General features: G+C 65.0%; 26 protein-coding genes, 1 pseudogene and 1 riboswitch. Of the genes and pseudogenes, 11 read left to right on the top strand and 16 right to left on the bottom strand.

The genetic code is table 11. The annotated features are described in order from the left end of the window. Position 1 precedes the first annotated feature (1 nt). From KSS93_RS06165 to KSS93_RS06155, 3 genes and pseudogenes are all read right to left on the bottom strand, one after another. Complete coding sequence (locus tag KSS93_RS06165) at positions 2 to 808, bottom strand: nucleotidyltransferase domain-containing protein (protein WP_217887553.1); 807 nt, start codon at positions 806 to 808, stop codon at positions 2 to 4. An 18-nt stretch (positions 809 to 826) separates the two neighbouring features. Further along, positions 827 to 2,032 carry an RtcB family protein gene (locus tag KSS93_RS06160; protein WP_217887552.1) on the bottom strand — a complete coding sequence of 402 codons (1,206 nt, stop codon included), beginning with the start codon at positions 2,030 to 2,032 and terminating at the stop codon, positions 827 to 829. Between the two features lie 76 nt (positions 2,033 to 2,108). Continuing rightward, positions 2,109 to 3,026: pseudogene (locus tag KSS93_RS06155) on the bottom strand (slipin family protein); the annotation flags it as partial. A gap of 1,225 nt (positions 3,027 to 4,251) precedes the next feature. Here KSS93_RS06155 and rtcR point away from each other — a divergent pair. From rtcR to KSS93_RS06125, 7 genes are all read left to right on the top strand, one after another. Beyond that, positions 4,252 to 5,829 carry an RNA repair transcriptional activator RtcR gene (gene rtcR, locus KSS93_RS06150; RefSeq protein ID WP_217887551.1) on the top strand — a complete coding sequence of 526 codons (1,578 nt, stop codon included), beginning with the start codon at positions 4,252 to 4,254 and terminating at the stop codon, positions 5,827 to 5,829. A gap of 67 nt (positions 5,830 to 5,896) precedes the next feature. After that, positions 5,897 to 6,031 (top strand): hypothetical protein, encoded by a 135-nt coding sequence (locus tag KSS93_RS26630; RefSeq protein ID WP_263975042.1) that lies wholly within the window; start codon positions 5,897 to 5,899, stop codon positions 6,029 to 6,031. Between the two features lie 62 nt (positions 6,032 to 6,093). After that, a riboswitch (FMN riboswitch) is annotated at positions 6,094 to 6,235 on the top strand. 80 nt (positions 6,236 to 6,315) lie between these two features. Next, complete coding sequence (ribB, locus tag KSS93_RS06145; protein ID WP_217887550.1) at positions 6,316 to 6,966, top strand: 3,4-dihydroxy-2-butanone-4-phosphate synthase; 651 nt, start codon at positions 6,316 to 6,318, stop codon at positions 6,964 to 6,966. A 288-nt stretch (positions 6,967 to 7,254) separates the two neighbouring features. Further along, positions 7,255 to 8,517, top strand: a complete 1,263-nt coding sequence (locus KSS93_RS06140; RefSeq protein ID WP_217887549.1) for a PAAR domain-containing protein — start codon at positions 7,255 to 7,257, stop codon at positions 8,515 to 8,517. Further along, positions 8,498 to 9,076: a hypothetical protein gene (locus KSS93_RS06135; protein ID WP_217887548.1), complete on the top strand. Its 579-nt coding sequence runs from the start codon at positions 8,498 to 8,500 to the stop codon at positions 9,074 to 9,076. The genes KSS93_RS06140 and KSS93_RS06135 overlap by 20 nt, the downstream gene beginning before the upstream one ends. A gap of 26 nt (positions 9,077 to 9,102) precedes the next feature. Then, entirely contained in the window at positions 9,103 to 9,708 is a 606-nt protein-coding gene (locus KSS93_RS06130) for a hypothetical protein (protein ID WP_225917296.1), read from the top strand. A gap of 70 nt (positions 9,709 to 9,778) precedes the next feature. After that, positions 9,779 to 10,264: a hypothetical protein gene (locus KSS93_RS06125; RefSeq protein ID WP_217887547.1), complete on the top strand. Its 486-nt coding sequence runs from the start codon at positions 9,779 to 9,781 to the stop codon at positions 10,262 to 10,264. A gap of 313 nt (positions 10,265 to 10,577) precedes the next feature. On the opposite strand, the gene KSS93_RS06120 is transcribed toward KSS93_RS06125, so the two are convergent. The 3 genes from KSS93_RS06120 to KSS93_RS06110 are packed head-to-tail and all read right to left on the bottom strand — an operon-like array spanning position 10,578 to position 14,323. Continuing rightward, positions 10,578 to 11,768, bottom strand: coding sequence for an SGNH/GDSL hydrolase family protein (locus KSS93_RS06120; protein ID WP_217887546.1), 1,191 nt, complete (start codon positions 11,766 to 11,768; stop codon positions 10,578 to 10,580). A gap of 1 nt (position 11,769) precedes the next feature. After that, positions 11,770 to 12,933 (bottom strand): SGNH/GDSL hydrolase family protein, encoded by a 1,164-nt coding sequence (locus tag KSS93_RS06115; protein ID WP_217887545.1) that lies wholly within the window; start codon positions 12,931 to 12,933, stop codon positions 11,770 to 11,772. Beyond that, a complete protein-coding gene (locus KSS93_RS06110) occupies positions 12,920 to 14,323 on the bottom strand; it encodes an MBOAT family O-acyltransferase (protein WP_217887544.1) in 1,404 nt (467 codons plus the stop codon). Before KSS93_RS06110 ends, KSS93_RS06115 begins: the two co-directional genes overlap by 14 nt. A gap of 240 nt (positions 14,324 to 14,563) precedes the next feature. On the opposite strand from KSS93_RS06110, the gene KSS93_RS06105 reads away from it, so the two are divergent. The 4 genes from KSS93_RS06105 to KSS93_RS06090 all read left to right on the top strand — a co-directional run bounded on the left by KSS93_RS06105 (position 14,564) and on the right by KSS93_RS06090 (position 19,774). Further along, a complete protein-coding gene (locus KSS93_RS06105) occupies positions 14,564 to 14,806 on the top strand; it encodes an exodeoxyribonuclease VII small subunit (protein WP_217841578.1) in 243 nt (80 codons plus the stop codon). Then, positions 14,803 to 15,690 carry a (2E,6E)-farnesyl diphosphate synthase gene (gene ispA, locus KSS93_RS06100; protein WP_217887543.1) on the top strand — a complete coding sequence of 296 codons (888 nt, stop codon included), beginning with the start codon at positions 14,803 to 14,805 and terminating at the stop codon, positions 15,688 to 15,690. Before KSS93_RS06105 ends, ispA begins: the two co-directional genes overlap by 4 nt. A 233-nt stretch (positions 15,691 to 15,923) precedes the next feature. Then, a complete protein-coding gene (gene dxs, locus KSS93_RS06095) occupies positions 15,924 to 17,819 on the top strand; it encodes a 1-deoxy-D-xylulose-5-phosphate synthase (protein WP_217887542.1) in 1,896 nt (631 codons plus the stop codon). 80 nt (positions 17,820 to 17,899) lie between these two features. After that, entirely contained in the window at positions 17,900 to 19,774 is a 1,875-nt protein-coding gene (locus KSS93_RS06090) for a TonB-dependent receptor plug domain-containing protein (protein ID WP_217887541.1), read from the top strand. On the opposite strand, the gene KSS93_RS06085 is transcribed toward KSS93_RS06090, so the two are convergent. The 10 genes from KSS93_RS06085 to KSS93_RS06040 all read right to left on the bottom strand — a co-directional run bounded on the left by KSS93_RS06085 (position 19,752) and on the right by KSS93_RS06040 (position 26,960). Then, positions 19,752 to 20,558 carry a cobalamin-binding protein gene (locus KSS93_RS06085; protein ID WP_217887540.1) on the bottom strand — a complete coding sequence of 269 codons (807 nt, stop codon included), beginning with the start codon at positions 20,556 to 20,558 and terminating at the stop codon, positions 19,752 to 19,754. The genes KSS93_RS06090 and KSS93_RS06085 overlap by 23 nt on opposite strands. Continuing rightward, positions 20,558 to 20,977 carry an MFS transporter gene (locus KSS93_RS06080; RefSeq protein ID WP_217887539.1) on the bottom strand — a complete coding sequence of 140 codons (420 nt, stop codon included), beginning with the start codon at positions 20,975 to 20,977 and terminating at the stop codon, positions 20,558 to 20,560. Before KSS93_RS06080 ends, KSS93_RS06085 begins: the two co-directional genes overlap by 1 nt. Then, a complete protein-coding gene (gene ribA, locus KSS93_RS06075; RefSeq protein WP_217887538.1) occupies positions 20,974 to 21,591 on the bottom strand; it encodes a GTP cyclohydrolase II in 618 nt (205 codons plus the stop codon). Before ribA ends, KSS93_RS06080 begins: the two co-directional genes overlap by 4 nt. A 293-nt stretch (positions 21,592 to 21,884) precedes the next feature. Then, positions 21,885 to 22,628, bottom strand: coding sequence for a substrate-binding periplasmic protein (locus KSS93_RS06070; protein WP_217887537.1), 744 nt, complete (start codon positions 22,626 to 22,628; stop codon positions 21,885 to 21,887). Between the two features lie 16 nt (positions 22,629 to 22,644). Beyond that, positions 22,645 to 23,148: a phosphatidylglycerophosphatase A family protein gene (locus tag KSS93_RS06065; protein ID WP_217841570.1), complete on the bottom strand. Its 504-nt coding sequence runs from the start codon at positions 23,146 to 23,148 to the stop codon at positions 22,645 to 22,647. Continuing rightward, complete coding sequence (thiL, locus tag KSS93_RS06060; RefSeq protein WP_217887536.1) at positions 23,145 to 24,101, bottom strand: thiamine-phosphate kinase; 957 nt, start codon at positions 24,099 to 24,101, stop codon at positions 23,145 to 23,147. Before thiL ends, KSS93_RS06065 begins: the two co-directional genes overlap by 4 nt. A gap of 18 nt (positions 24,102 to 24,119) precedes the next feature. Then, the gene (gene nusB / locus KSS93_RS06055; protein ID WP_217841568.1) at positions 24,120 to 24,620 is read right to left on the bottom strand and encodes a transcription antitermination factor NusB; all 501 of its coding nucleotides are present in this window, start codon (positions 24,618 to 24,620) and stop codon (positions 24,120 to 24,122) included. Then, positions 24,617 to 25,093 carry a 6,7-dimethyl-8-ribityllumazine synthase gene (gene ribH / locus KSS93_RS06050; RefSeq protein ID WP_217841567.1) on the bottom strand — a complete coding sequence of 159 codons (477 nt, stop codon included), beginning with the start codon at positions 25,091 to 25,093 and terminating at the stop codon, positions 24,617 to 24,619. The genes nusB and ribH overlap by 4 nt, the downstream gene beginning before the upstream one ends. 91 nt (positions 25,094 to 25,184) lie before the next feature. Continuing rightward, positions 25,185 to 26,276: a bifunctional 3,4-dihydroxy-2-butanone-4-phosphate synthase/GTP cyclohydrolase II gene (gene ribBA / locus KSS93_RS06045; protein ID WP_217841566.1), complete on the bottom strand. Its 1,092-nt coding sequence runs from the start codon at positions 26,274 to 26,276 to the stop codon at positions 25,185 to 25,187. Between the two features lie 18 nt (positions 26,277 to 26,294). Next, entirely contained in the window at positions 26,295 to 26,960 is a 666-nt protein-coding gene (locus tag KSS93_RS06040) for a riboflavin synthase (RefSeq protein WP_217887535.1), read from the bottom strand. Positions 26,961 to 26,999 lie beyond the last annotated feature (39 nt).

Below are 26,999 nucleotides of genomic sequence, written 5' to 3'. Positions count from 1 at the left end.
GTTACGGCTGGCACCCATGTCGCAGCACCGTCTCACGCAACAGGGCATCAAGCCTTGCGCTATCGCCTCGCGCCACCGGCGCCTCCCGAACGCCTTCGGCACGCACCAGCTCGGCCTCGATGAAAGCATGCAACACCTCATCCCGAGGCCCGTGCGCCGCCTCGCCGCTACGCCGTTTGACCGCCAGCAATGCATCGATAGCCGCCTGCAACCGCGGCTCGCTCACGGTGCCTGCCAGCAGTTCGGCGAAGGCCGTCGGCGGCATGCCCAGGCCCTGGTCGATCCAGCGCACCGCCAGCAGCGGGCGGATCACGTACAGGTACTTCTTCAGCCGCACGGTATCGCCCAACAGGTAGCCGCGCAGGTTCTTGCGCGCCATCGACAGGTAGTGATGGCGCACCGCCCGCGGTGAATAGAACGCCTGCCCCAGTTCACGCAGGCTGGCCAGCGCCTGCGGGTCAGCGCGGTAAACCAGCGGCGAGCCCAGCCACTCGAGCAGGCTGGGGTTGGCCCCGCGCATCAACCGCAGGGCCTTGCGCAGCTCCCAGCCGCTGATGTCCAGCTCATCGGTCAGCGGCCGCTCGATCACATCGCGCGGCTCGTCCACCCGCAGGTACCACTCGGTGCGTGGCACATAGACAAAGCGCACATCGAAGTCGCTGTCCGGCGAGGCGAAGCCCCAGGCCCGGCTGCCGGACTCGCAGGCATACAGCACCGTCACCTGGTGCTCGGCCTCGATACGCTGCAGTTCATCGAGTACCCACGCACGCATGGCAGCGGGTAATGGGTGGGGGTCTTGCTGTTGCATCGTCATCGCTCCTTGCCTTCATCCTTTCACGCACACCACCTGACGCAGGGTGTGCACCACTTCCACCAGCTCGCGCTGGGCCTGCATCACCGCGTCGATATCCTTGTAGGCCATGGGGATCTCGTCGATCACCGCGCTGTCCTTGCGGCATTCCACATGGGCGGTGGCGCGCTGCTGGTCCTCGACGGTGAATCGGCTCTTGGCCTGGGTCCGGCTCATCACCCGGCCAGCGCCGTGGCTGCACGAGCAGAACGATTCCTCGTTGCCCAGGCCGCGCACGATGAAACTCTTGGCCCCCATGGAGCCGGGGATGATGCCCAGTTCGCCCTTCTGCGCCGACACCGCCCCCTTGCGCGTCACCAGGACTTCGCGGCCAAAATGCTGCTCTTTCTGCACATAGTTGTGGTGGCAGTTGACCGCCTCCAGCCGCGCTTCGAATGGCCGGCCCAGCACCTTGCGGGTCGCCTCCACCACCGCCAGCATCATCAGTTCGCGGTTTTGCCGGGCGAAATCCTGGGCCCACTCCACCGCCTCGACGTAGTCGGCAAAATGCCGGCTGCCTTCCTCGAAATACGCCAGGTCCTTGTCGGGCAGGTTGGCGATGTGCTGGCGCATGTCGGCCTGGGCCAGTTGAATGAACAGGTTGCCGATGGCATTGCCCACCCCGCGCGAGCCGCTGTGCAGCATGAACCAGACCCGGTCGGCCTCGTCCAGGCACACCTCGATGAAGTGGTTGCCCCCGCCCAGGGTGCCCAGGTGCTGGCGGTTGTTGGTCTTCTCCAGTTGCGGGTACTTGTCGGTGATTGCCTTGAAGCGCCCGGCCAGGGCGCTCCAGGCCTGGTCGGCGTGGTTTGGCACATCGCCCCAGGCACCCTGGTCGCGGCGGCCGAAGGTCTTGCCATGGGGCACGGCCTTTTCGATCGCACTGCGCAGGCCATGCAGGTGATCCGGCAGGTCGCGGGCATGCAGCGAGGTGCGCGCGGCGATCATGCCGCAGCCGATGTCCACGCCTACAGCCGCCGGGATGATCGCGCCCACGGTGGGGATCACGCTGCCGATGGTCGAGCCCTTGCCCAGGTGCACATCGGGCATGACCGCCAGGTGCTTGAAGATGAATGGCATTTGGGCGGTGTTGCTGAGCTGGCGACGGGCGCCGTCATCGACGGGGACGCCGTCGGTCCACAGTTTGATCGGCTTGCCGCCGGCGACTTCGAGAATGTTCATTACGCTGTTCCTTGTTTGTTCTGTTCCAGCCCACGAAATCGATGTAGGTCCTTTGGAGCAGTGCTCGCCGGGCGGCTCAACCGGTCTTCAGGCTGACCAACCCGTTCAATACCTGGTCCAGCCCGCCGACCACCGAGATCCGGTCGATGCGCTCGGCCACCCGCTCCAGGGTTTCCAGCTCCTTGAGCCGCAGCGCCGTGGGGTTGCCTTCCATCACCTTGGCGGTGTTCAGCAACGAGCGGGTCGCCTGGGTTTCCTCGCGGCGGCGGATCACGTTGGCCTGGGCCGATTTCTCGGCTTCCACCACCTGCGCCAGCAGGGTCTTCATCTCGCCCGGCAGGATGATGTCACGCACCCCCAGGCTGCCCACTTCCAGGCCACTGCCCTGCAGTTGCGTACGCAGGTGACCGGTGACGCTGTCGTCGATCAGTTGCTTGTCTTCCAGCAGCTCGTCCAAGGTGCGGGTACCCACCGCTGCCCGCAGGCCGAACTGCAGCTCGCGGTACAGGTGCTCCACCGGCTTGCTCATGCGCGCATGGGCCCCCAGTACATCCAGGTAACGCCAGTTGGCCACCAGGCTCAGGCGCAGGCTGACCTTGTCGCGGGTGAGGATCTCCTGCCCGCTCACCTCCAGCGCCTGCAGGCGGGTGTCGACCATCTCCACCTCGACCTGGCTGCCACAACGCCAGTAACCATGCTGCCCGGGCTCGAGCAAACCGACCACCACGCCGTCGATCTTCAGCACACCCACATGAAACGCCGGCACCAGCGCCAGCAGCACATGCTCCATGCCGGCGACGCCCGGGCGGTTCAGCCGCGCCACCTGCCCGGCGTCCAGGCGCAGGCCTTGCTTCAGGTCGACGCGCTGCAGCTCCTGGCGAGCCTGGGCCTTCCAGTACTGGCGGCGGGTGTCCGGTGGCAGGATCTCGGCCAGCTTGCCGTCCTCGAAGCGCAGGCCGACTTCATCGGCGGCCAGGTCCATGGCCACGAAATGCTCACCCATGCCTTGGGCGTGAAACTCCTCGGCGTCCAGCTCGGACACCGGCCGGCGTGTATCGACGGTCTGCACCTCGACCTTGGCGCCGCAGCGCCAGAAGCCGTGCTGGCCCACCGGCAGCAACGCGCTGACCACGCCGTCGATGCGCAGCACGCCGGCGTTGAAGGTGGGCACGCTGACCAGCAGCACGTTGCCCATGCCCTCGATGCCCGGCTGTTGCAGGCGCGCCAGCAGCGCGGCATCCAGGCGCCGGCCCTGGGTCAAATCAACCCGCTCCACACGCAGCGCCTGTGGCCCTTTCCATTGCAGGCGGCGGCTGTCTGCGGCCAGCAGCTCCTTGAGCTTGCCATCCTCATGCAGCAGGCCGGCTTCATGCTCGGCCATGTCCAGGGTGTCGAAATGCTGCTCGACCAGCGCCGGCTCGTATTGGCGCAGGTAGCGCTCCAGCGGCTCGTCGCACAGCGGGGAATGTTGTGGGCAGGCCACCAGTGTCAGCCGGCCCTGCCAGTCAAAACGCTGGTGTGGCCCAGGCTTGAGGATGCCGGCGAACTCGCCGTCCTTGAGCAGCAGGCCATGTTCGTTCTTCTTCACCACAAAGCGTTTCAACAGTTTCATCGTGTTCATCCTTTCTCGTTGTCCTTGAGTGCCGGTGTTCGCCGAAGCACCGAGCGCCGTGGGCGAAGCCTGGCGGAGTCAGCGGCCGGGGGCGTTGCCCCTGCGGCCAGCTTCGTTGCGCCAGGCCCGGCCGGCGGGCCGGGTGGGCCAGCGGTGGGTTCAGGCATCCATTCGCTTTAGCGGGCCAGCCTGGCCCTGTTCGCGTTGCCTGCACCCCACCGGCGGGTATTGCCTATGGGTGTAACTACCTTGGAGGGTATGGATCGGCTTGAGGCCGAAGCAGTGTCCGCACGCCCCTTTTCACCAGAGCGCACGGCGGCGACCGTTCGTTGCGGTGGCGGCATGCACGACACCGACACTTGCGTGGGTTCGTGCACCGGCGGGGTTTCGATAACCCCTGTCCCGAGGGCCAGCCTGGCGATGCGGTCGAAAGGGATATAGCGAGCGGCGTGCCAGGTTTTCAAAACGAGATGAAATAAATAATCAACTTATTGATTTATAACGATTAATTTATCTCGAATGGTTCAAATTGAAGCTCCCTGCTGAAAACAGGCCCTGAGAATTCCTATATTCTGCGCTAGCACTTTATATTTTCGGATAATTACGGATGAGCAAGCCCACCGTCGCCATCGGTTTTCTCGGCACTACCCTCGACCGCAAAGGCAAGGGCGCGAACCGCTGGAACCACTGGCGCCCCAGCGTCGCGCTATGCCAGCAGCCCGACCTGCCCATCGACCGCCTGGAGCTGCTGCACGGCACCACCGCGCGCGACATGGGCCTGGCCGAGCGCATCCGCGACGATATCCGCAGCCTCTCGCCACGCACCGAAGTACGCCTGCACAGCCTGCCCCTGGCCAACCCCTGGGACTTCGAGGAGGTCTACGGCGCCCTGCACGACTTCGCCAGCGGCTACCCGTTCGACACCGAGGCCGAGGACTACCTGGTACACATCACCACCGGCACCCACGTGGCGCAGATCTGCTGGTTCCTGCTGACCGAGGCGCGCTACCTGCCGGCGCGGCTGGTGCAAACTGCCCCCCGCCGCGAGCCGGAAGGCGACCCGGCCGGCCAGGCCACGCTGATCGACCTCGACCTGTCGCGCTACGACCCGATCGCCTCGCGTTTTCGCCGCGAGCAGGCCGAAGCCCAGTCGCTGCTCAAGGCCGGCATCGCAACGCGTAACGCAGGCTTCAACCGCACCATCGAGCAGATCGAGCGGGTGGCCCTGCGCTCCAAGGCGCCGATGCTGCTGGTGGGGCCGACCGGCGCCGGCAAGTCGTTCCTCGCCCGCCGCGTGCACGAGCTCAAGCGTGGCCGCCACCAGCTGGCCGGGCGCTTCATCGAGGTGAACTGCGCCACCCTGCGCGGCGACGGCGCCATGTCGGCGCTGTTCGGCCATGCCAAAGGCGCCTTTACCGGCGCGCAGAACGCCCGCGACGGTCTGCTGCGCGCCGCCGACGGCGGCATGCTGTTCCTCGACGAAATCGGCGAGCTGGGCGCTGATGAACAGGCCATGCTGCTCAAGGCCATCGAAGAAAAGCGCTTTTTCCCGCTGGGCGCCGACCGCGAGGTGCAAAGCGACTTCCAGCTGATTGCCGGCACCCACCGCGACCTGCGCGCCAAGGTGGCCGACGGCACCTTCCGCGAAGACCTGTTCGCCCGTATCAACCTGTGGACCTTCGCCCTGCCGGGCCTGGCGCAGCGGCGCGAAGACATCGAGCCGAACCTGGACTTCGAGTTGCAGCGCCACGCCCGCGAGCAGAACCGCCAGGTGCGCTTCAACCTCGAGGCCAAGCGCCGCTACCTGGCCTTCGCCCACGCCAGCGAAGCGCGCTGGGCCGGCAACTTCCGCGAGCTGTCGGCCTCGGTCACGCGCATGGCCACCCTGGCCGACAGCGGGCGTATCGACGAGGCGCTGGTAGAGGAAGAAATCGGCCGGCTACGCCATGCCTGGGGGCTGGAGCCGGTGGCCGAGCCGCTGCTGGCCGAGCGCGAACTGGACCTGTTCGACCAGTTGCAATTGCAGGCGGTGCTGCAGGTGTGCCGGGGCGCGGCCAGCCTGTCTGAGGCCGGGCGCCAGCTGTTCGCGGTGTCGCGCCAGGAAAAGCAAACGCCCAACGACGCCGACCGCCTGCGCAAGTACCTGGCGCGCTTCGACCTGGACTGGAAGCGCATCAAGGGCTGAACAACACACCGTAAGCCGGCCAATTGACATTGCCCGCCATTAGAATCCGCTCCCGCTTCGGCCAACGATGGCCAGCGCCACCGAGCAGGCTTTCGCCGAGGGCAACCAGGTGCAGAGCCATGAACACGCCGAGGGCCACACCTTTCAGGAAGACTGGGAAAGCGCCTACCCGGGCTATGTGCGTTTCGCGCTCGGGATCTGAGGCTGCGACTTAGGTCGCACACCTCAGGCTTGTCCCACGGATGGCATTCCGGGGTATGCTTGCGCGGTCTTCAGGGCGGGGTGAAAGTCCCCACCGGCGGTAAATCGAAAGATGAGCCCGCGAGCGCCCCGGCCATGCCGGGGGTCAGCAGATCTGGTGCGACTCCAGAGCCGACGGTCATAGTCCGGATGAAAGAAGGCGTTTGGCAGGGGCCGCCCGGGCGCCCCTGCGCGCGCATTGTGTTCGCCCCGAGACGTTCATCGATCATTCACGAGGAGCGTTTCATGCCTACCCCGTTCAACTCGCAATACCCCAACGTCACTGCCGCCATCGCCGCCTTCAAGGCTGGGCGCCCGGTGCTGCTGCTCGACGACGACGACCGCGAGGACGAAGCCGATATCGTCGCCGCCGCCGAAAACCTCTCGCTTGAAACCATGGCCATGATGATCCGCGACTGCAGCGGCATCGTCTGCCTGTGCCTGGACGAAGCCACGGTCGACGCCCTGCAACTAGCGCCGATGGTGCAGAACAACCAGGCCCGCCATGGCACCGGCTTCACCGTCACCATCGAAGCTGCCGAAGGCGTGAGCACCGGCGTGTCGGCCCGTGACCGCATCACCACCATCGAGGCGGCGCTGCGCTCCACCGCCGAGCAGCGCCACATCGTCAGCCCCGGGCATGTGTTCCCGCTACGCGCCCGCGACGGCGGCGTACTGGCCCGCCGCGGCCACACCGAAGGCTCGGTAGACCTGGCGCGCCTGGCCGGCCTGCGCCCGGCGGCGGTGCTGTGCGAACTGATGAACCCCGACGGCAGCATGGCCCGGGGCGAAGAAGTGGCGGTGTACGCCCGGCAGTACAACCTGCCGGTGCTGACCATCGAGGAACTGGCGCGCTATCGCCAGGCGCAGGAGGCGCTGCAGGCAGAGCCTGCCTGAGCCTCTCAGGGGCCGCTGCGCGGCCCTATCACAGGCTGCCGCCAGCATGCACGGTGATCATGTCTCTATTGATCTTGTGGGTACTGGCGAAGCCTGCGATCAGGTTTGCAAGCTGATACCCAATATTTCAATCTCAAAAACACCTCAGAACCTTCCTACGTATCTATCGGAAATGGCCGCGTTGTAGCGGAAATCCCCCCGGGGATACCGTCTTCGCTCGCCCTTTCAGGGCTCGTCCGCGGCCTGGCCGTGGCCTTTTCCGATACTTCGTTGATACCAAGGAACGGCATGATCCCTATCGCTCGGCTTGGCGACCTGCACGCCTGCCCCATCCCCGGCCACGGCACCTCGCCCATCGTCTCGGCCGCACCCAACACATTGGTCAACTCGCTGGGTATCGCCCGCGTCGGCGATGTCTGTGGCTGCGGCGCGGTCATCACCGCAGGCTTCCCCAGCATTACGGTCGAATACCGGCCAATGGCCTACCTGGGCGCCCCGACCAGCCACGGCGGCAGCATTATCAGCGGCAGCCCGGACGTCTTTGGTGGCATGCAGTTCGCGGGTGGTGCAACCCAGGTGATCATCGACTTCGCCAAGCTCGGCGCGATTCGCCCGGACGGTTCGGTGGATGACGCGCGCCTGGCCGAACTGCTGGCCGACCCGGACCTGCAGCACCGCGCCTTGCTGGCCAGGGCTCTGGTCAGTCCGGGCGGCAGCGCCTCGGCGGCGCCATTGACGCCTGAGTTGATCGCCGTCGCTGGCAGCCAACACGACGAGGGCTCGGGCAACAAGATGATGTTCATCGCCCAGGCCGTGCGTGAGCTGGCCGAATTCAGGCGCAGCAAGCCTGACACTGCGCGGACGCTGATCGTGTTCACGCCGTCTTACAACGAAAAGATGCTCTATGCAGCGGGCGAATCTGCCGACGCTTACGGTGCTGAACTGGTGAAAGTCAATACCTTTCAGGAGCTGGTCGATTACCTGAACCGGGGCAAGGATCGGACCGAGTCCCCCATCGAGCATCTGTCGCTGTTCAGCCATGGCGTCCCGCATCGGATCGCCTTCGGTTACCAGTTAACCAGCGACTACAACATGGCGCTCAATGTGTTGAACTACGAACAGATCTCGCCCCAGGCGTTCGCACCTTCAGCGCAGATCGACAGCTACGCGTGTCGGACCGGGATGGGCAATCGTTCGGAGTTTCCGATCGAGGATGGTATCCAGTTCTATCCACAGACCAACCAGAGCCTGGCGCAGTTGCTGGCCGATCATTTACGCGTCAAGGTGCGTGCCTACATTCGCAGGTCGGATTACAAGAACACCTGGGGGACTTTTGAGGAACGCCAGTTGGGCAAACTGTGTGAGTTGAGCGATAACGCGGCGCCTGATAGGGCATGGTGCGAAAAATGGATAAGGCTGGTAGAAGAGCGTGATTCGAATGAGGCTAACCACGACTTCACGTACCAGACAATGGGTGCGATTCATTCTGTAATGTCAGGTGATACACCGATTGGCGCACCTGGAGGCTGCTTTGACTTTCTACCGAAATAAAGGATTCTGGTTTTTTCTGATTATCATCTCTCCCTTGGTACTGATTGCGGCTAACCATGGAGTAAAGGTCATGACGAGCGTGTATAAAAAAGACCGTGGAAACGGGGTAGTGATCTATGCCGATGATTATGTGAAAAGTGGGATATGGGTATTCGACTGCAGATACTCGCGCCTCATCAGTCGGCATCCGCTACCTGCGCCATTGGCGGAGTTGGAACAGGCAAATACGCTGACCATTGGTAGTACATATGACTTGGATAAGCGTGAAAATATCATCGCCAAAGCTGCAATCAAAGCCATTACTGCGGCGCCAGGATGGTACAAGAACTTGCGCTATCTGTATTCGGGACTGAACGAGAATAGCCGCCTTACCATGCATGTCTTCGATTTTCTGGCAGAGCATGAAGGCCGCCAATGGGCTTTTATCGTGTGGCAGCATGTCAGATCCAGCAATGAATCGCATTTCAAGATAGTTGCCAAGCCCTACGATCCGGATACTTACATGGACTATGCAAAGGTCTTGGAAAGCGCTGCCAAAAGTTGCCCCGTTCCCCAGTAAAATACCCATCCAGCGACCAAGAGCTGGTGAACGTCACCACCCTTCAAGAGCTGGTCGATTACCTGAACCGAGGCAAGGATCGGACCGAGTCCCCCATCGAGCATCTGTCGCTGTTCAGCCATGGCGTCCCGCATCGGATCGCCTTCGGTTACCACTTAACCAGCAACTACAACATGGCGCTCAATGTGTTGAACTACGAACAGATCTCGCCCCAGGCGTTCGCACCTTCAGCGCAGATCGACAGCTACGCGTGTCGGACCGGGATGGGCAATCGTTCGGAGTTTCCGATCGAGGATGGCATCCAGTTCTTTCCACAGACCAACCAGAGCCTGGCGCAGTTGCTTGCCGATCATTTGCGCGTCAAGGTCCGTGCGTACATTCGTCGGTCGGACTACAAGAACACCTGGGGGTCGTTCGAGGAGCGTCAATTCGGCAAGTTGTGTGGGCTAAGCGATAACGCAGCACCCGGAGAACCATGGTGCAGAAAATGGAAGCGCCTGGCAGCGGAACGTGACTTGAATGATGCCAGCCACGATTATACGTATCAGACGATGGGGGCCATCCATTCTGTGATGTCGGGCGATACACCGATTGGCGTACCTAGGGGGTACTTTGAGTTTCTACCGAAATAAAGGCTTCTGGTTTTTCCTGTTAGTCGCATTTCCCATGCTACTGCTTGCAGTCAACCATGGAGTAAAGCTCATGACGAGCGTGTATAAAAAAGACCGTGGCAACGGTGTCGTTATCTACGCCGATGAATATGTGAAGAGTGGTCAGTGGGTTTACGACTGCAAATATTCACGCTTGATCAGCCGGCGGCCGCTGCCCGCTCCAATTGCAGATTTGGAACAGGCCAATCAGCTTACGATCGGCGATATTTACCTGGATGCTTCAGAACAAGAACTGGCGAAAGCTGCAATCAGGGCTGCGACTGCAAAGCAGGACTGGTACAAGCATCTGCGCTACTTGTACTCAGTACTTGGCGAGAGCAGTACGGTGAGCGCTCATCTATTTGACTTGCTGACAGAGCATGAAGGACGCACGTGGGCTTTGAGGGTGGTACAGCAGGTTCTGTATGGCGGTGAATACAATTTCATGGTCGATGCCGAGCCGTACAATCCTGATACTTACGTGGACTACGCAAAAGCCCTCCAAGCCGCTGCCAGAAGCTGCCCCGTTCCGCAGTAAAATACCCATCCAGCGACCAAGAATACCTGGGCGAGCATGTGGCGCTGTTGCGAAGGACTTGCGCTACCACTCCTCAGGACTCAGTGAAAGCAGTGAACTGCGCATCCACGAATTCGACCTGATAGCACATCACGCAGATAAAACTTGGGCGCTCAGGGTGATGCAATACATTGAATATGATGGAACATCCAGTTTCAGCACCCGTGCTCTCTATTACGACCCGCACACCTACATGGATTACGCGAAAAGTCTGGAGGCAGCCCTGAAAAGCTGCCCTACACCCCAGTGAAGCAATGCACCGAGAGCTGGCCCCTCAACGCAACCCCAACGGCCCCTTCAGGAATTCATACAACCCCGCCGCACTCTTGCGATACCCATCGGCAGTCAAATGCACCAGGTCCGGGCGCGCCAGCCCGCTGACCTGCCAGCCGGCGATCGAGCACGGCCCGCCCATGAACCCCTGCCAGTCCCAGAACAGCGCCTTGTGCTTTTGCGCCACCTGCTTCTGGATGCGGATCACCGAAGCCAGCGGCTGCGGTTGGCGCGCGGCGCAGGTGCGCGCCTTGCGCTGCTTGATCGAGTCCGGCGGGCCCACCAGCAGGATTGCCGTGCGCGGCAGGTCCTGGCGCAGGCGCGTCAGGGTGGCGTCCAGCTGCGACTGGTAAAGCGCCAGGTCGAGCTTGTCGTCGAACGCCTCGTTGGTGCCGTAGGCGAGGATCACAAGGTCCGGCTTGACCGCCTTGAGGCTGTCCTGCCAGCCGGGTTGCCACTTGTCCACCACTTCCAGGCGCGCGCCATTGATGCCGAGGGTCGAGTAGGTCACCCCGGCGTTTTTGTGCCCCTGGATGTACCAGCCGCCGAGGGCGATGCCACGGCCACCTTCGACGCTCAACTGCACCGGCAGGCCGACATTGGCGAACGCCGGGCTGAAACGCCACTGGCCGTTGCTGATGGCCAGCGGGCGGCGCTGGCCGCCGTTGGCCAGCAACGCGGCATTGCTGGTGGACTGATAAAGCGCCGAAATCTTGTAGCGCTGGCGGTCCTCGTCACGGGCCTGCAACACCACGCTTGAGCGGTTGGCCTGGGGCAACGACAGGTAGCCGCCCAGCGGGAACTGGCTGCTCTGCTGGTTGCGCGCCGACACCAGCTCCCACTGGCGCTTCTCGCTCTTGATGATCACCCGGTCGTTACGGATGCCCGGCACCGGCGAGGCCGGCACCAGGCCGATGCCGCCGTCACCGTAGCGGGCTTGCAGCAGGCGGCGCAGCTCGCCGCTGAACAGGTCGGCGGCGGTGTGCGAGTCGCCCAGCTGGACGATCGCCACCGGTGCGCGGTTGGCATTGCGCAGCTTGCCGGCCAGCACGGTGAGGTTGCCATCCTGTTTGGCGGCGGGCGCGGGCGCCGGGCGTGCCGCAGGCTGGGCAGCAGCGCTGGTGGCGCCGGAGCTGCACCCGGCGGCGCTGATCAGCAGGGCCAGGCCCAGCAGGTGATGCCATTGGCGCATCTCAATGTCCTGTAACGGTCAGGCCCGGGAAGCTGATCAGCGACATGACCTGCTCGGCGATCAGCTTCTGGCCCGTGATGGTGAAATGAATGCCGTCGTCGACCCGCACCTTGACCCGTTTGCCCTCAGGCGTCTGCATCGTGTACGAGAAGGCGTCGTCGGCGTAGCCGAGGATCGGGTTGGCCGAAACAAAGTGCTGGCCGTACAGCGCGGTCTGCTCCTGGTACAGGCCGCTGAGGTAATTCATGGCCGCAGACAACCGCGTCTTCTCCATGTTCGGCGGGCCGACCCACAGCACTTGCACGTTGTGTGCCCGGGCCTGTTCGAGGATCGAGTCGATGCGCGCGCGGTAGGCCAACTCCCAGTCCGGCGACTTGAAGCGCAGGAACGGCTTGCCCTTGCCCTGGGGCATGTCCCAGGGGTCGTTGGGGCCGAGGAACACCACCATCAGGCGGATGTTCGGTTCGTGCTGCAAGGTGTCGGCGACGGTTTTCGGCCAGTTGAAGAAGCCCGGGTAGGCAAGGCCGGTGCTCTGCTTGCTCAAGTTGACGGTGCGGATCTGGTAGCGCTTGCGCAGGCTGTTGGCCAGGTGCGGGGCCACCCCCTGCATCAGCGAATCGCCCACCAGAAACACCTCGTCGCCCGAGGCCAGCGCGGCCACCGTGCCCGGCTGCAGCACTGCAGGCTGCACCGGCTGGGTCACCACCGCAGGCTGCACGGGCTCGGCATGCACAGGTGCTGGCGGCGCAACATGAACCGGCACGTGCACAGGCTCTACGGCATGCACCGGTTCGACCACCGCGGCCACCGGCAACGGTTTGGCCAGCGCGGCCGGGGTTTCCAGGTTGACCGTGACCACTGGCGCGGGCTCCGGCAGCACTTGCGGTGCCGGCGCGCTGGCCAGCAGCGGCGCCTGGCGCAGGCGCTCGACAAAGCTGTCACGGCCCTCTTCCAGGGCCAGGGTCAGTTGCGCGCCGTAGCGCCAGGCCGGCAGTTGCCCGAGCAGCGGGATCTCGCAGCCCTGGTGGTATTTCTGCTGGCAGTAGAGCTTGATCGAGTCCTGGTTCAGCCAGAACAGCAACGCAGTGGTCACCACGATGGCGTACAGCGCACGCAGCGCCCCCCATTGCACCTGCAACAGCTGTTTGCTATCAGAAGCTTGCATAGATGAACCCCGGCACACCCGATTGCGAAGCGAAGATCACCAGCGACACGCCGATCCCCAGCGGGATCGGGTACAGCTGCCACGGCAATCGCTGGCTGGCGGCAAAGCCCTGGCGCAACAGCACCAGCCACTGCGGGTAACTGGCCACGAACAGCACGCAGGCCAGCAGCATCAGGCCGGTGCTGCTGTTCAGGCCGGCCAGGCTCAGCCCGGCGATGTCACCGAGCATTTCCAGGGCGCCATCGAGGGTGGAACTGCGGAAGAAAATCCAGGCAAAGGCCACGTAGTGGAAGGTCATCAAGCGCGCCAGCAGGCCGGCCCCGGGCATGTGCGCAAAGCCTGGCAGCAGTTGCGCGAACAGCTTGGAGATGGCCAGGCCCACGCCATGCAGCGCACCCCAGATGATGAAGTTCAGGCTCGCCCCGTGCCACAGGCCGGACACCAGCATCGCCAGCAGCATGTTCAGGTTGCCGCGCCACACGCCCTGGCGGTTGCCGCCCAAGGGGATGTACACGTAGTCACGGATGAACCGCGACAGGCTGATATGCCAGCGCCCCCAGAATTCCTTGAGGTTGTGTGCGCCATAGGGTGCGTTGAAGTTCTCCGGCAGGCGGAACCCCAGCAACAGGGCGATGCCGGTGACCAGGTTGGTGTAGCCGCTGAAGTTGAAATAAATCAGGAAGCTGTAACCGTACACGCTCAGCAGCACCTGCTCGGGCGTGTAACCGCCCGGGGTGTCGAACACCGGGTCACCCCACTCACTGCCCAGCCAGGCACTGAGGAAGAACAATTTCACCACCGCCAGGGCGATCAACCCCATGGCCCGCTGCGGCTCCAGCACCTGGCGCAGGCCCTCGGGGCGAATCTGCGGCAGCATGTGCAGCGCGCGGTTCACCGGGCCCGCCACCAGGCTTGGGAAGAACGCCAGGTACAGCGCCAGGTCCAGCGGGCCGACCGGCTTCAGCTCGCCGCGGTTGATCGACACCAGGTAGCTGACCGAGTGGAAGGCATAGAACGACAGGCCGATCGGCACCAGCACTTCCAGCAGCGGCAACGAAACGTTCAGCCCGGCTGCCGCCAGGGCGTTCTGCGCGCCCTCGACGAAGAACACCTGGTACTTGAACAGGTAGAAGCAGCCCAGCACCAGGGTCAGCAGCAACCCGCTGATGAACCAGCGCCCCGGGTAGCGCCCAGCCAGCAGCCCGAGCAGGTACACCAGCGCGCTGTAGCCCAGCAGGATGCACAGCGATTGCAGGCTGAAGCTGGCCACCAGGGCATAGCTGGCTGCCAGCAACAGCAGGTTCTGCAGCCGCACACTCCAGCACAGGCTCCAGTAAAGAATGAAGAACAGCGTGAAACAGAGGCCGAATTCGATCGAAAGGAAGCTCACAACGTAGTCCGTTACGTGACATCGAGGAGGGGGTGAAGCCTGCCGGCACAGGGGGCCGCAGGCGCAAGCGCGCGGATTATGGCAGAGGGCCCACCCCCTCACAATCGCAACACAGCAACATTTGCAAGCCAGCACTCACGCCTCAAATGCAACAAAATAAGACGAAAGCCGCGCTGATTTGCTCCCCCTGCCCCGCTCTGCTAGTGTCGCGCCGTTCTGAACGCCACCGAGACAGTCGCCATGGCCCGCAAAAAAACCTCCATCGATTTCGAACAATCCCTCGCCGACCTGCAAACCCTGGTCGAGCGCCTGGAGAACGGCGAACTGTCGCTGGAAGACTCGCTGGCCGCCTTCGAGCAGGGCATCGCCCTGACCCGCGATTGCCAGGGCGCCCTGGCCCAGGCCGAGCAGAAGGTGCAAATTTTGCTGGAGCGTGACGGCGAACTGGCTGCCCAGCCATTCGACGCGGAGCCCGAGGCATGATCAGCGCGTACCAGGCCAGCTGTCAGGCACGGGTCGACGCCGCCCTCGAACCGCTGTTCCAGGCGCCGTCCAAAGAGCTCGAACGGCTTTACGCCGCCATGCGCTACAGCGTGATGAACGGCGGCAAGCGGGTGCGCCCGCTGCTCGCCTACGCCGCCTGCGAAGCCCTGGGCGCGCCGGCCGAGCAGGCCAACGGTGCCGCCTGCGCGGTGGAGCTGATCCACGCCTACTCGCTGGTGCACGACGACCTGCCGGCCATGGACGACGACGACCTGCGCCGCGGCCAGCCGACCACCCACAAGGCCTTTGATGAAGCCTGTGCCATTCTGGCCGGCGACGGCCTGCAAAGCCTGGCCTTCAGCGCCCTGCTCGACCCGCGCCTGAGCCCGCAGCCAGACGCCCTGCGCCTGGCCATGGTCCAGGCCCTGGCCAAGGCCGCAGGCCCGGCTGGCATGGTCGGCGGCCAGGCCATCGACCTGGGCTCGGTGGGCCTGAAGCTCGACCAGAAGGCCCTCGAGTTCATGCACCGGCACAAGACCGGTGCGCTGATCGAGGCCAGCGTGCGCCTGGGCGCCCTGGCCAGCGGCCGCGCCGATCAGGCCCAGCTGGACGCCCTGCAGGCTTATGCACAGGCCATCGGCCTGGCGTTCCAGGTGCAGGACGACATTCTCGATGTGGAGAGCGATACCGCCACCCTGGGCAAACGCCAGGGTGCCGATATCGCCCGCGACAAACCGACCTACCCGGCGCTGCTCGGGCTGGACGCGGCCAAGGCCTATGCAATCGAGCTGCGCGACCAGGCGCTGGCGGCGTTGCAGGGCTTTGGCGAGCACGCCGAACCGCTGCGGGCGCTGGCCCGGTATATCGTCGAACGCCGCCATTAAGCCTTGACAACAATCCCTGTGGGAGCGGGCTTGCCCGCGAAGCATGCAACGCGTTGTATGGCACCGGCTTTGCCGGTGTTCGCGGGCAAGCCCGCTCCCACAAGAACCGCACCAGCATTCAGTTTTCGATAAAACCAAGACCTGCGGCGGCTTCTCGCACACCCGCCTGAATGGGCAGCTTTTCCCACAATGGGGTAAACTGCCGCGTCTTCAAACCTATAACGACTCGCCTGATGCCCACGACGTTTCAAGAGATCCCCCGCGAACGCCCGGTCACGCCGTTGCTGGACCGCGCCGACACGCCAGCCGGCCTGCGCCGCCTGGCTGAAGCCGACCTGGAGACCCTGGCTGACGAGCTGCGCCAGGAGCTGCTCTATACCGTTGGTCAGACCGGTGGGCATTTTGGTGCAGGCCTGGGCGTCATCGAGCTGACGATTGCCCTGCACTACGTATTCGACACCCCGGATGACCGGCTGGTGTGGGACGTCGGCCACCAGGCCTACCCGCACAAGATCCTCACCGGGCGCCGCGAGCGCATGCTCAGCCTGCGCCAGAAGGACGGCATCGCCGCCTTCCCGCGGCGCAGCGAGAGCGAGTACGACACCTTCGGCGTCGGCCATTCCAGCACCTCGATCAGCGCAGCGCTGGGCATGGCCATTGCCGCCCGCCTGCAAAACGAGGCGCGCAAGTCGATCGCCGTGATCGGCGACGGCGCACTGACCGCCGGCATGGCCTTCGAGGCACTGAACCATGCGCAAGAAGTCAATGCCGACATGCTCGTCATTCTCAATGACAACGACATGTCGATCTCGCGCAACGTCGGCGGGCTGTCCAACTACCTGGCCAAGATTCTCTCCAGCCGCACCTACGCGAGCATGCGCGAAGGCAGCAAGAAGGTGCTGTCGCGCCTGCCCGGCGCCTGGGAAATCGCCCGGCGCACCGAAGAGTACGCCAAGGGCATGCTGGTGCCCGGCACGCTGTTCGAAGAGCTCGGCTGGAACTACATCGGCCCGATCGACGGCCACGACCTGCCGACGCTGATCGCCACCCTGCGCAACATGCGTGACCTCAAAGGCCCGCAGTTCCTGCACGTGGTCACCAAAAAGGGCAAGGGCTTCGCCCCGGCCGAGGTCGACCCGATCGGCTACCACGCCATCACCAAGCTGGAACCGGCCGACAAGCCGGTGGCGCCGAAAAAACCGAGTGGCCCCAAGTACGCCTCGGTGTTCGGCCAGTGGCTGTGCGACATGGCCGCCGCCGACAACCGCCTGGTGGGCATCACCCCGGCGATGAAGGAAGGCTCGGACCTGATCGAATTCAGCGAACGCTACCCGGAGCGCTACTTCGACGTGGCCATCGCCGAGCAGCACGCGGTGACGCTGGCCGCAGGCATGGCCTGCGAAGGCGCCAAGCCGGTGGTGGCGATCTACTCCACCTTTCTGCAGCGCGCCTATGACCAGTTGATCCACGACGTGGCGGTGCAGGACCTGGACGTGCTGTTCGCCATCGACCGCGCAGGCCTGGTGGGCGAGGACGGCCCGACCCACGCCGGCGCCTACGACCTGTCGTACCTGCGCTGCATCCCCGGCATGCTGGTGATGACCCCGAGCGACGAAAACGAGCTGCGCAAGATGCTCAGCACCGGGCACCACTACAAAGGCCCGGCGGCCGTGCGCTACCCGCGCGGCACCGGCCCCAACGCACCGATCAGCGGCGACCTCGAGCCGCTGGAAATCGGCAAGGGCGTGGTGCGCCGCCAGGGCAGCAGGGTCGCCCTGCTGGTGTTCGGCGTGCAACTGGCCGAAGCGCTGCAAGTGGCCGAGAAGCTCGACGCCACGGTGGTCGACATGCGCTTCGTCAAGCCGCTGGATGAAGCCTTGGTGCTGGAAATGGCCGCCAGCCATGACCTGCTGGTGACCATCGAAGAGAACGCCATCATGGGCGGCGCCGGCGCTGCGGTGGGTGAGTTCCTCGCCCGCGAGGCAGTGACCAAGCCGCTGCTGCACCTGGGCCTGCCGGATATCTACGTCGAGCACGCCAAGCCTGCACAGATGCTCGCCGAGTGCGGGCTGGATGCAGCGGGTATCGAGGCTGCGGTCCAGGCGCGTATCGCCAAGCTCGGCCTGTAAGGCCCTATCGCCGGCAAGCCGGCTCCTGCATGGGACACCCTGTAGGAGCCGGCTTGCCGGCGATTGCTTTTGGAGCCCCAATGAAACACTCAGCCCTTGCCACCCTGCTCTACCTCCCCGCCACCCTGCTGGCCGCCGAACGCGACGACGCCCTCAAGCTCCCCGACGTACTGATCAGCGCCAACCGCCAGGTGGAGTCGCGCACGGCCACCAGCGCCGCCAACAGCGTGTTCACCCGCAGCGACATCGACCGCCTGCAACCGGCCAGCGTCAGCGACCTGCTGACCCGCGTGCCGGGTGTACAAGTGGCGCCCACCGGCGGGCGTGGCAGCCTGCCCGGGATCTTCATCCGCGGCACCAAGGCCGCCCAGGCGCTGGTGCTGGTGGACGGCGTGCGCATCGCCAATACCACCTCCGGCGACAGCGGCCTGCAGTTTATCGACATCGACCAGATCGAACGGGTGGAGGTACTGCGCGGCTCGCGCTCGGCCATCTACGGCAGCGATGCCATCGGCGGGGTGATCCAGATTTTCACCCGCCGCGGCAACGGCCAGAACCTGCAGGCACGCCTGCGCCTGGCCGCCGGCAGCAACCAGACCTTCCAGCGCAGTCTGGGGCTCTCCGGGGGCCAGGGCGGCACCCGCTTCAACCTGGGCGCCAGCCTGGACGAGACCGCCGGCATAGATTCCACAGGCCCTTCGTATGCCAGCGACGGCGACCACGACGCCTACCGCAACCGTTCGCTGAACCTGAGCCTGAGCCATGTGTTCGACGAGCGCTTCGAAGCCGGCCTGAACCTGCTCGACAGCCGTGGGCGCAGCGAATACGACAACCCTTACGGACGGCTCGACACAACTACCTGGCAAAGTTATCCACAGGCGCCCTATACCGATTTCAGCGTCAGCAGCCTGGGCACCTGGTTCGACGCCCAGCTCAACGACACCTGGCATTCCCGGCTGGAGCTGGGCCACAGCGAAAACCGCGACGACAAGCGCGACAAGCTCAGCGCCGAGCGCTTCGTCTACAACACCTACCGCGACCAGCTGACCTGGCAGAACGAGCTGGCCCTCGATGAACGCAACCAGCTGATGCTGGGAGGCGACTGGTACCAGGACCGCTACCACGGCAGCGCCAACTTCGCCGAGAACAGCCGCTGGAACCGCGCCGCATTCGCCCAGCACCGCTTCAGCGGCGAGGGCTTTGCCACCGAATTGGGCCTGCGCCAGGACCACAACCAGCAGTACGGCAGCCAGACCACCTGGAACGCCGGCCTGAGCGTGCCGCTGACGCCTCGCGACGACCTGTTGCTGTCCTACAGCGAGGGCTTTCGCGCGCCAACCTTCAACGACCTGTACGACGTGCAATACGGCAACCCGAGCCTGCGCCCCGAGCATTCAAAAAGCTACGAGCTGCAATGGCGCAGCCAGCTCGGCGACAGCAGCCGGCTGGAGGCCTCGCTGTACCGCACCGAGCTGCGCGATGCCATCAGCTACGACGCCAGCCGCAACCGCCCGGGCAATATCGACGCCGCGCGCATCGACGGCCTGGAGCTGGCCCTGACCCAAACCTGGGCCGGCTGGACCTCGCAGCTGGGCCTGGCGGTCATCGACCCGCGCGACCGCAACACCGGCCACACCCTCGCCCGCCGCGCCCGGCGCACCCTGAGCCTGGACCTCGACCGTACGTTCGGGCAGTTCAACCTGGGGGCCAGCTGGCAGGCCGTCAGCAGCAGCTACAACGATGAGGCCAACAACGCGCCACTGGCAGGCTACGGCCTGTTCGGGCTACGTGGCGGCTGGGCGATGAGCGATGAGCTGCGCCTGGACCTCAAGCTCGACAACCTGCTGGACAAAGGCTACAGGCGCACGCTGTACAGCTATGAGGGCAGCAACCAGGGCTACCGCGAAGAGGGCCGTACCTGGCTGCTGAGCCTTACCTGGACGCCGGCACTGTAGCGTCGAGCAACGCGCACAGCCGCGCGGTGGCTTCGATCATCTGCCCGCTGGGCCGCTCCAGGCCCTTGTCCGGCACCACCAGCAAACCGTCGCCGGCCACTGCGCTGAGCTTCGGCCAGCTGCGCCAGGCTGCCAGCTGCGCCGGGTCACCGGCCAGGATCACCTGCGGGTCACGCAGCAGCACCGACTCCACGCTCACCTGCGGCGCCGGCAGGGCCTGGTCGTCGAACACGTTGCGCGCGCCGCAGACGCGCAAGGCGTCACTGACCACCTGCTGCCCGCCGAGGGTGTACAGCGGTTTGTCCCACACCTGGTAGAACACCCGCAGCGGCGTCGCCCGCCGGTAGCGTGCGCGCAGTTCGGCGAGACGCTGGCGCAGGCCGGCGGTGTAGTGCTGGCCCTGCTGCTCCCGCCCCAGGCGCTGGGCAATGGCGTCAATCTGCCCGATCAGTTGGTCGAGGTTGCCGGGTTCGCCCGTGAAGGTGGCGATGCCCAGGCGCCGCAGCTGGTCGCGCTGGGCCGGCGCCACGCTGCCGGGCCAGAGCAGCAGCAGGTCGGGCTTGAGGCTGAGCAAGCGCTCCATGTCGAGCTGGCCGTGGCGCCCGACACTGGGCAGGCCCTGCAACTGCGCCGGGCGTTCGCCGCCGTCGAGCAGGCCCACCAGCAGGTCGCCGGCGCTCAGCTCAAGAACGATTTCAGTCATCGACGGCGCCAGGCTGACCACCCGGGGCGCGGCCTGGGCGGCGGCGCAGCAGAGCAGCAGGACGGCCAGCAGCGCCCGCATCAGCCGAGCTGGCGCGGGATACGGTAGAGGTACAGCAGCACCACGGTGGAAAGCGTCAGAAGGATCTGCGCAATCGCTTCAAGCCCCACCAGCACCGACAACGCTGCTACCCAAGCCGGCAGGCAGGCGAACAGCATGGCCATGCGCCTTACCTGCGCCAAGGTGATCCACGCGCCAGGCTCTTCGGCACTGCCCAGCGCCTTGTCAGTGGCGATCAGCGCGCACTTGTAGGCGCCGAAGCGCGGCAGGCTAAGGAACATGGTGGCAGCGCCAGCAATGAACAGCGGCATGGCCAACACCGGGATCAGCGGCTCGCCGCCGCCAAAGGCCCAGGCCATCACCGGCAGCGGCACCAGGCCCACGGCCAGGTACTGCCACCAGGCCAGGGCCAGCCGGCGCTTCACCTCGCTGCGGGTCAAGCCTGCGGGACCTCGCCCTGGTGCTTGTTGCCCATCATGTGGCCGAGCTTGTCGGCCTTGGTGGCCAGGTACAGGCGGTTGTGCGGGTTGTGCCCGGTGTGCAGCGGCACACGCTCGGCGACCTTGATGTTCATGTCGGTCAGCGCCTTGACCTTGCGCGGGTTGTTGGTCATCAGGCGCAGCGCGCTGACGCCCAGGTGCTCGAGCATCGGCAGGCATATGGCGTAGTCGCGCTGGTCAGCGGCAAAGCCCAGGCGCTCGTTGGCCTCGACGGTGTCGGCGCCGCCGTCCTGCAGCTCGTAGGCGCGGATTTTGTTCAGAAGGCCAATGCCACGGCCTTCCTGGCGCAGGTACAGCAGCACGCCGCGGCCTTCGCGGGCAATGGCCTGCAGCGCGGCTTCCAGTTGCGAGCCGCAGTCACAGCGCTGGCTGAACAGGGCATCGCCGGTCAGGCACTCGGAGTGCAGGCGCCCCAGCACCGGCTCGCCGTCGGCGATGTCACCCAGGCTGAGCACCACGTGCTCGCGGCCAGTGTCTTCGTCGAGGAAGCCATGCATGGTGAAAATCGCAAAGGGAGTCGGGAGTTTGGAGGCGGCGACAAAGACGACGGGCACGTTGTGCTCCTGGTGATAGACATTTCAGATCGGCCGATTGTATCAGCAGCCCGGCACAGGTGCGCAGGCTGAATACCGTGGATCAAGATCGAAAAGTTCGATGCTTATGGGAACCCGCAGTGCATCCACCTGGGTCCAACTGCCCTGCGGATTTTCTGGACGCTGGCGCGATCCCTGTAAGCGGCTTTAGCCGCGAAGCAGGCAACGCAGTGCCTGGCACCGGCTTCGCCGGTGTTCGCGGCTAAAGCCGCTCCTACAGGGTCCGAGTCAACGGTGGAAAGCACCAGCCGGCGTCAATGGGGCTGGCTGTTGGCGGTGAAGGGGTATGGCTGCTTCCAGTGCTCGAAAATCGGCTTCAGCTCGCCGCTGCGCACCAGCACCTGCATGCGCTGGTCGAACACATCGCGCAGGGCCTTGCCGCGCTCGCTGCGGGAAAACGCCAGGTACAGCGGCAGCTCGGCGACGTGGGTCTTGCGAAAACGCTCGGGGTTGGGCGCCTGGCCGATCACGTAGTCGATCTCGGTGAGGGCGTCGATGTAGAAGTCCACCCGGTCGTGCTCGAGCATCGGCAGGATGCCTTCGCGGCGCTGCACCTCGCGGAAGTTGCGCACGTTGGGCAGGTAGCTGGCGTAGTCGTAGCCGCGCACCCAGGCCAGGCGGTAACGGCCCAGGGATTCAAGGGTCGGCACCGGCTCGCTGGCAAGGCCCAGGGCGTAGATGTGGTCGAGGTCGAAGTGCCAGCGCGGGTAGAGGTTGTCGTCGTTCTCTTCCTTGTACGAGCCAACCCAGGCATCGGCCTCGTCACGCTTGACCAGCCCGACCGCGCGGCTGTACGGCGCGCTCTGCGTGCGCACCTTGACCCCGGCCGGCTCGAACACCTTGCGCAGCACATCCCAGGCCAGCCCGGTACCGTCGGCGTTGGTGTAGTCGAGCCAGGCTTCGCTGACCAGGCGCACCTGGGTCGGTGCGGTCTGGGCCATGGCGCCCTGCCCCGCAACCATCAGCATCAATGCCAGCAACAGCGTCCTTGCACCCATCAGCGAACTCCCCGTCTCAGGCCACGGCCCACACCAGCACCTGCATGCCCAGCCAGGCGAACACGCCAGCCAGGATATCGTCGAGCATGATGCCGAAGCCACCGTGCACATGGCGGTCGATCCAGCGGATCGGCCAGGGCTTGAGGATGTCGAAGAAGCGGAACATCAAGAAGCCCGCCAGCAGCCACTGCCAGCCTTCCGGCACCAGCCACAGGGTGATCCACATGCCGACCATCTCGTCCCAGACGATGCCTTCGTGGTCGTGCACGCGCAAGTCGTTGGCCACCTTGCCGCACAGCCATACGCCGAACACCATGGTCACGCCCAGGAGCAGCCAGTAACCCCAGTCGGGCAGCATCTGCCACAGCGGGATGAACGGCAGCGCCACCAGCGAGCCCCAGGTACCCGGCGCCTTGGGCAGGGTGCCGGAGCCAAAGCCGAAGGCGAGGAAGTGCCACGGGTTGCGCCAGACCGAAGGCGGAACGAACTCCGCAGGCACCTGGTTGGGGTGGTCGGTCACGGTGTCTCCCTGAAATGTTGATAGCCCCGCTGCTGCGGGGTGATGTCCTGGCCCTGCGCATCGAGCAGGGTCACGCCCTGGCCCTCGCACACGCGGCCGATCACATGCACGGTCTCGGCCAGGCCAGACAGTGCGGCGGCTGGCGCGGTGAACGCCAGTAAGTAGTCGTCGCCACCGGTGAGCGCTGCGTGCAGCGCCGCCTCGTGCCCGAGAAACGCCTGCAGTGCGGCAGACACCGGCACCTGCGCCAGGTTCACCTGCAGCGCCACCCCTGAAGCCTTGGCGATATGCCCGCAATCGGCCAGCAGGCCGTCGGAGATATCCAGCGCGGCCGTGGCCCGGCCGCGCAGCAGCTCGCCCAGACGCAGCTGCGGCAGCGGCGCCCAGTAGTGCTCCAGCAGCGGCGCGGCCAGCTCGCCAGGGGCTTCACGCTCGCCAAGCACCAGCGCCAAGGCGCCAGCGGCATTGCCCAGCGGGCCACCCACACACAACAAATCGCCCGGCCGCGCGCCGCTGCGGCGCAGGGCCTGGCCGGCCGGTACGCGGCCGAACACGGTGACGGTGATGCTCAAGGGGCCGCGGGTGGTGTCGCCGCCGATCAGGCTGATGGCGCAGCGCCGGGCCATGCGGCCAAGGCCGTCGGCGAAACCTGCGAGCCAGTCGCGGCCGACATCGGGTAGGGTGAGGGCGAGGGTGAAACCGATGGCTGTGGCGCCCATGGCCGCCAAATCGCTGACCGCCACGGCCAGCGCTCGCTGGCCGAGCAGCCGGGGGTCGCAAACTGTGGGGAAATGCACACCGGCCACCAGGGTGTCGGTGGAGATCGCCAATTGCTCGCCGGCGGGGAGGTCCAGCAGGGCACAGTCGTCGCCGATACCCAGGGCCACGCCTTCGCCGCCCTGCGCACAGGGCGCGGCGGCGAAGTAATGGCTGATCAGCTCGAACTCACCCATGGCTTGTCAGCGCCGCAATCAGCGCTTGTTCGCCTTGACTTCCGCTTCACGCAGTCGCGGCGCCAGCTTGTCCAGCACGCCGTTGACGAACTTGTGGCCGTCGGTGGCGCCAAACACTTTGGCCAGCTCCACACCTTCGTTGATGACCACGCGGTACGGTACGTCAACCCGCATCATGAACTCCCAGGTGGACAGGCGCAGCACGGCCAGCTCGACCGGGTCGAGCTCATCCAGCGGGGTGTCCAGGCAAGGCTTGAGGGCCTCGTCGATTTCGCCCTTTTTCGCCGGGACCCCGTGCAGGATCTCGCGGAAGTAGGCACCGTCGACATCGGTGAAATCGTTATCGACCCGGAACTGCGCCTCGACCTCGTTCAGCGAGTGCTGGGCCATGTGCCACTGGTAGAGCGCCTGGGTTGCGAGCTTGCGGGCTTCGCGACGCTTGGCGCTCTTGGACGGCTTGCCAGCATCCGCAGGTTTTGGATCGCGCGGGTTGAAACGATCGCTTTCGTCGCTAATCACTTGGCCTCCAACTGCGCCAGCAGGCTGACCATTTCCAGGGCGGACAGGGCTGCTTCACCGCCTTTGTTGCCAGCCTTGGTGCCGGAACGCTCGATGGCTTGCTCGATGGAATCGACGGTCAGTACGCCGAAGGCCACCGGTACACCGAACTCCATGGACACCTGGGCCAGGCCCTTGGTGCATTCGCCCGCCACGTATTCGAAGTGCGGGGTACCGCCACGGATCACTGCGCCCAAGGCGATGATCGCGTCGTATTCACCCTTTTGCGCGACTTTCTGCGCAACCAGCGGGATTTCAAACGCGCCCGGGGCACGAATGATGGTGATCTCGCTTTCGCTGACACCGTGGCGAACCAGGGTGTCGACAGCGCCGCTGACCAGGCTTTCGACGACGAAGCTGTTGAAGCGGCCAACCACCAAAGCATAGCGACCTTTGGGGGCGATGAAGGTACCTTCGATGGTCTTCAGGGTCATTCCGATGTTCTCATCTTCAAGAGCGAGGCCGCGCTGTGGCGGCCTCGGGAGGGTTTGGACTCGAGCTTGAGGGCGACAAAGACGCTTCAAGTCACTCGGAGGGCACGTATTCTACAACTTCCAGATCGAATCCGGATATCGCATTGAACTTCATCGGCGAACTCATCAGGCGCATCTTGCGCACGCCGAGGTCGCGCAGGATCTGCGAACCGGCACCCACGGTGCTGTAGGTGGTCGGCGCCTTGGCCGGGGCATCGCCTGCGCTTTCGCGGATGTGCGCCAGCAGCACGTCACCGTCCAGCGGGTGGCCCAGCAGCAGCACCACGCCGCTGCCGGCTTCGGCAACCGCAGCCATGGCTGCGCGCAGGCTCCAGCGGCCCGGTTGCTTGACCAGCAGCAGGTCGCGCAGCGGGTCCATGTTGTGCACGCGCACCAGCGTCGGCTCTTCGGCGCAGATCTTGCCGAGGGTGAGCGCCATGTGCACGTCGCCTTCGACCGCGTCACGGTAGGTGACCAGGTTGAACTCGCCCAGTTCGCTCTCCACCGGCTGCTCCGAGACGCGCTGTACGGTGCGCTCGTGGATCATGCGGTAGTGGATCAGGTCGGCGATGGTGCCGATCTTGAGGTTGTGCTGGGCGGCGAACACTTCCAGCTCGGCGCGGCGCGACATGGTGCCGTCGTCGTTCATCACCTCGCAGATCACGCCGCTGGGTTCGAAACCGGCCATGCGCGCCAGGTCGCAGGCAGCTTCGGTGTGGCCGGCGCGGGCCAGGGTACCGCCGGGCTGGGCCATCAGCGGGAAGATATGGCCGGGGCTGACGATGTCTTCGGCCTTGGCGTCCTTGGCGGCGGCAGCCTGCACGGTGCGCGCGCGGTCGGCGGCGGAGATGCCGGTGGTGACACCTTCGGCGGCTTCGATCGACACGGTGAACTTGGTGCCGAAGCCCGAGCCGTTGCGCGGCGCCATCAGCGGCAGCTTGAGCGTTTCGCAGCGCTCGCGGGTCATCGGCATGCAGATCAGGCCACGGGCGTGCTTGGCCATGAAGTTGATGTGCTCAGGCAGGCAGCATTCGGCTGCCATGATGATGTCGCCTTCGTTCTCGCGATCTTCGTCATCCATGAGGATGACCATTTTGCCCTGGCGGATGTCTTCGACCAGTTCTTCGATGCTGTTGAGCGCCACGCGGCACCCCCTTCTCAATCAGGATTTCAAGAAGCCGTTGGCGGCCAGGAAGCTTTCGGTAATGCCACTGCCCTTGCTCGGCTCGGCGGCCTTGTCGCCCAGCAGCAAACGCTCCAGGTAACGTGCCAGCAGGTCGACCTCAAGGTTTACCCGACGCCCGGGGCGGTAGTCGGCCATGATGGTTTCGGACAGGGTGTGCGGGACGATGGTCAGCTCGAACTCGGCGCCATCGACTTCGTTGACCGTCAGGCTGGTGCCGTCGACGGTGATCGAGCCCTTGTGGGCGATGTACTTGGCCAGCTCTTTCGGGGCGCGCACGCGGAACTGGATGGCGCGGGCGTTATCGGCGCGCGAGACGATCTCGCCGACGCCATCGACGTGGCCGCTGACCAGGTGGCCGCCCAGGCGGGTGGTGGGGGTCAGGGCCTTTTCCAGGTTGACCCGGCTGCCGCTCTTGAGCTCGACCATGGCGGTGCGCTTGAGGGTTTCTACGCTGACGTCGGCCCAGAAGCCGTCGCCGGGCAGCTCGACGGCAGTCAGGCACACGCCGTTGACCGCGATGCTGTCACCGAGCTTGACGTCGCCCAGGTCGAGCTTGCCGGTTTCGACGTACAGGCGCACGTCGCCGCCCTTGGGGGTCATGCTGCGGATGGTGCCGATGGATTCGATGATGCCGGTGAACATGCTGTTCTCCTCAATACGGGCTGCGCGGTGCAAGCCGGG

It is taken from the genome of Pseudomonas xanthosomatis, assembly GCF_019139835.1.
GTDB lineage: Bacteria > Pseudomonadota > Gammaproteobacteria > Pseudomonadales > Pseudomonadaceae > Aquipseudomonas > Aquipseudomonas fakonensis.
The sequence above is the reverse complement of the archived record's forward strand: the minus strand, read 5'-3'. Positions and strand labels throughout refer to the sequence as shown.

What these genes read in the sequence shown, in the direction of transcription:
- KSS93_RS06165 (WP_217887553.1), bottom strand. Translation starts at nt 808, where the DNA reads ATGCAACAGCAAGACCCCCACCCATTACCCGCTGCCATGCGTGCGTGG.
- KSS93_RS06160 (WP_217887552.1), bottom strand. Translation starts at nt 2,032, where the DNA reads ATGAACATTCTCGAAGTCGCCGGCGGCAAGCCGATCAAACTGTGGACC.
- rtcR (WP_217887551.1), top strand. Translation starts at nt 4,252, where the DNA reads ATGAGCAAGCCCACCGTCGCCATCGGTTTTCTCGGCACTACCCTCGAC.
- KSS93_RS26630 (WP_263975042.1), top strand. Translation starts at nt 5,897, where the DNA reads ATGGCCAGCGCCACCGAGCAGGCTTTCGCCGAGGGCAACCAGGTGCAG.
- ribB (WP_217887550.1), top strand. Translation starts at nt 6,316, where the DNA reads ATGCCTACCCCGTTCAACTCGCAATACCCCAACGTCACTGCCGCCATC.
- KSS93_RS06140 (WP_217887549.1), top strand. Translation starts at nt 7,255, where the DNA reads ATGATCCCTATCGCTCGGCTTGGCGACCTGCACGCCTGCCCCATCCCC.
- KSS93_RS06125 (WP_217887547.1), top strand. Translation starts at nt 9,779, where the DNA reads ATGACGAGCGTGTATAAAAAAGACCGTGGCAACGGTGTCGTTATCTAC.
- KSS93_RS06120 (WP_217887546.1), bottom strand. Translation starts at nt 11,768, where the DNA reads ATGCGCCAATGGCATCACCTGCTGGGCCTGGCCCTGCTGATCAGCGCC.
- KSS93_RS06115 (WP_217887545.1), bottom strand. Translation starts at nt 12,933, where the DNA reads ATGCAAGCTTCTGATAGCAAACAGCTGTTGCAGGTGCAATGGGGGGCG.
- KSS93_RS06105 (WP_217841578.1), top strand. Translation starts at nt 14,564, where the DNA reads ATGGCCCGCAAAAAAACCTCCATCGATTTCGAACAATCCCTCGCCGAC.
- ispA (WP_217887543.1), top strand. Translation starts at nt 14,803, where the DNA reads ATGATCAGCGCGTACCAGGCCAGCTGTCAGGCACGGGTCGACGCCGCC.
- dxs (WP_217887542.1), top strand. Translation starts at nt 15,924, where the DNA reads ATGCCCACGACGTTTCAAGAGATCCCCCGCGAACGCCCGGTCACGCCG.
- KSS93_RS06090 (WP_217887541.1), top strand. Translation starts at nt 17,900, where the DNA reads ATGAAACACTCAGCCCTTGCCACCCTGCTCTACCTCCCCGCCACCCTG.
- KSS93_RS06085 (WP_217887540.1), bottom strand. Translation starts at nt 20,558, where the DNA reads ATGCGGGCGCTGCTGGCCGTCCTGCTGCTCTGCTGCGCCGCCGCCCAG.
- KSS93_RS06070 (WP_217887537.1), bottom strand. Translation starts at nt 22,628, where the DNA reads ATGGGTGCAAGGACGCTGTTGCTGGCATTGATGCTGATGGTTGCGGGG.
- thiL (WP_217887536.1), bottom strand. Translation starts at nt 24,101, where the DNA reads ATGGGTGAGTTCGAGCTGATCAGCCATTACTTCGCCGCCGCGCCCTGT.
- ribH (WP_217841567.1), bottom strand. Translation starts at nt 25,093, where the DNA reads ATGACCCTGAAGACCATCGAAGGTACCTTCATCGCCCCCAAAGGTCGC.
- KSS93_RS06040 (WP_217887535.1), bottom strand. Translation starts at nt 26,960, where the DNA reads ATGTTCACCGGCATCATCGAATCCATCGGCACCATCCGCAGCATGACC.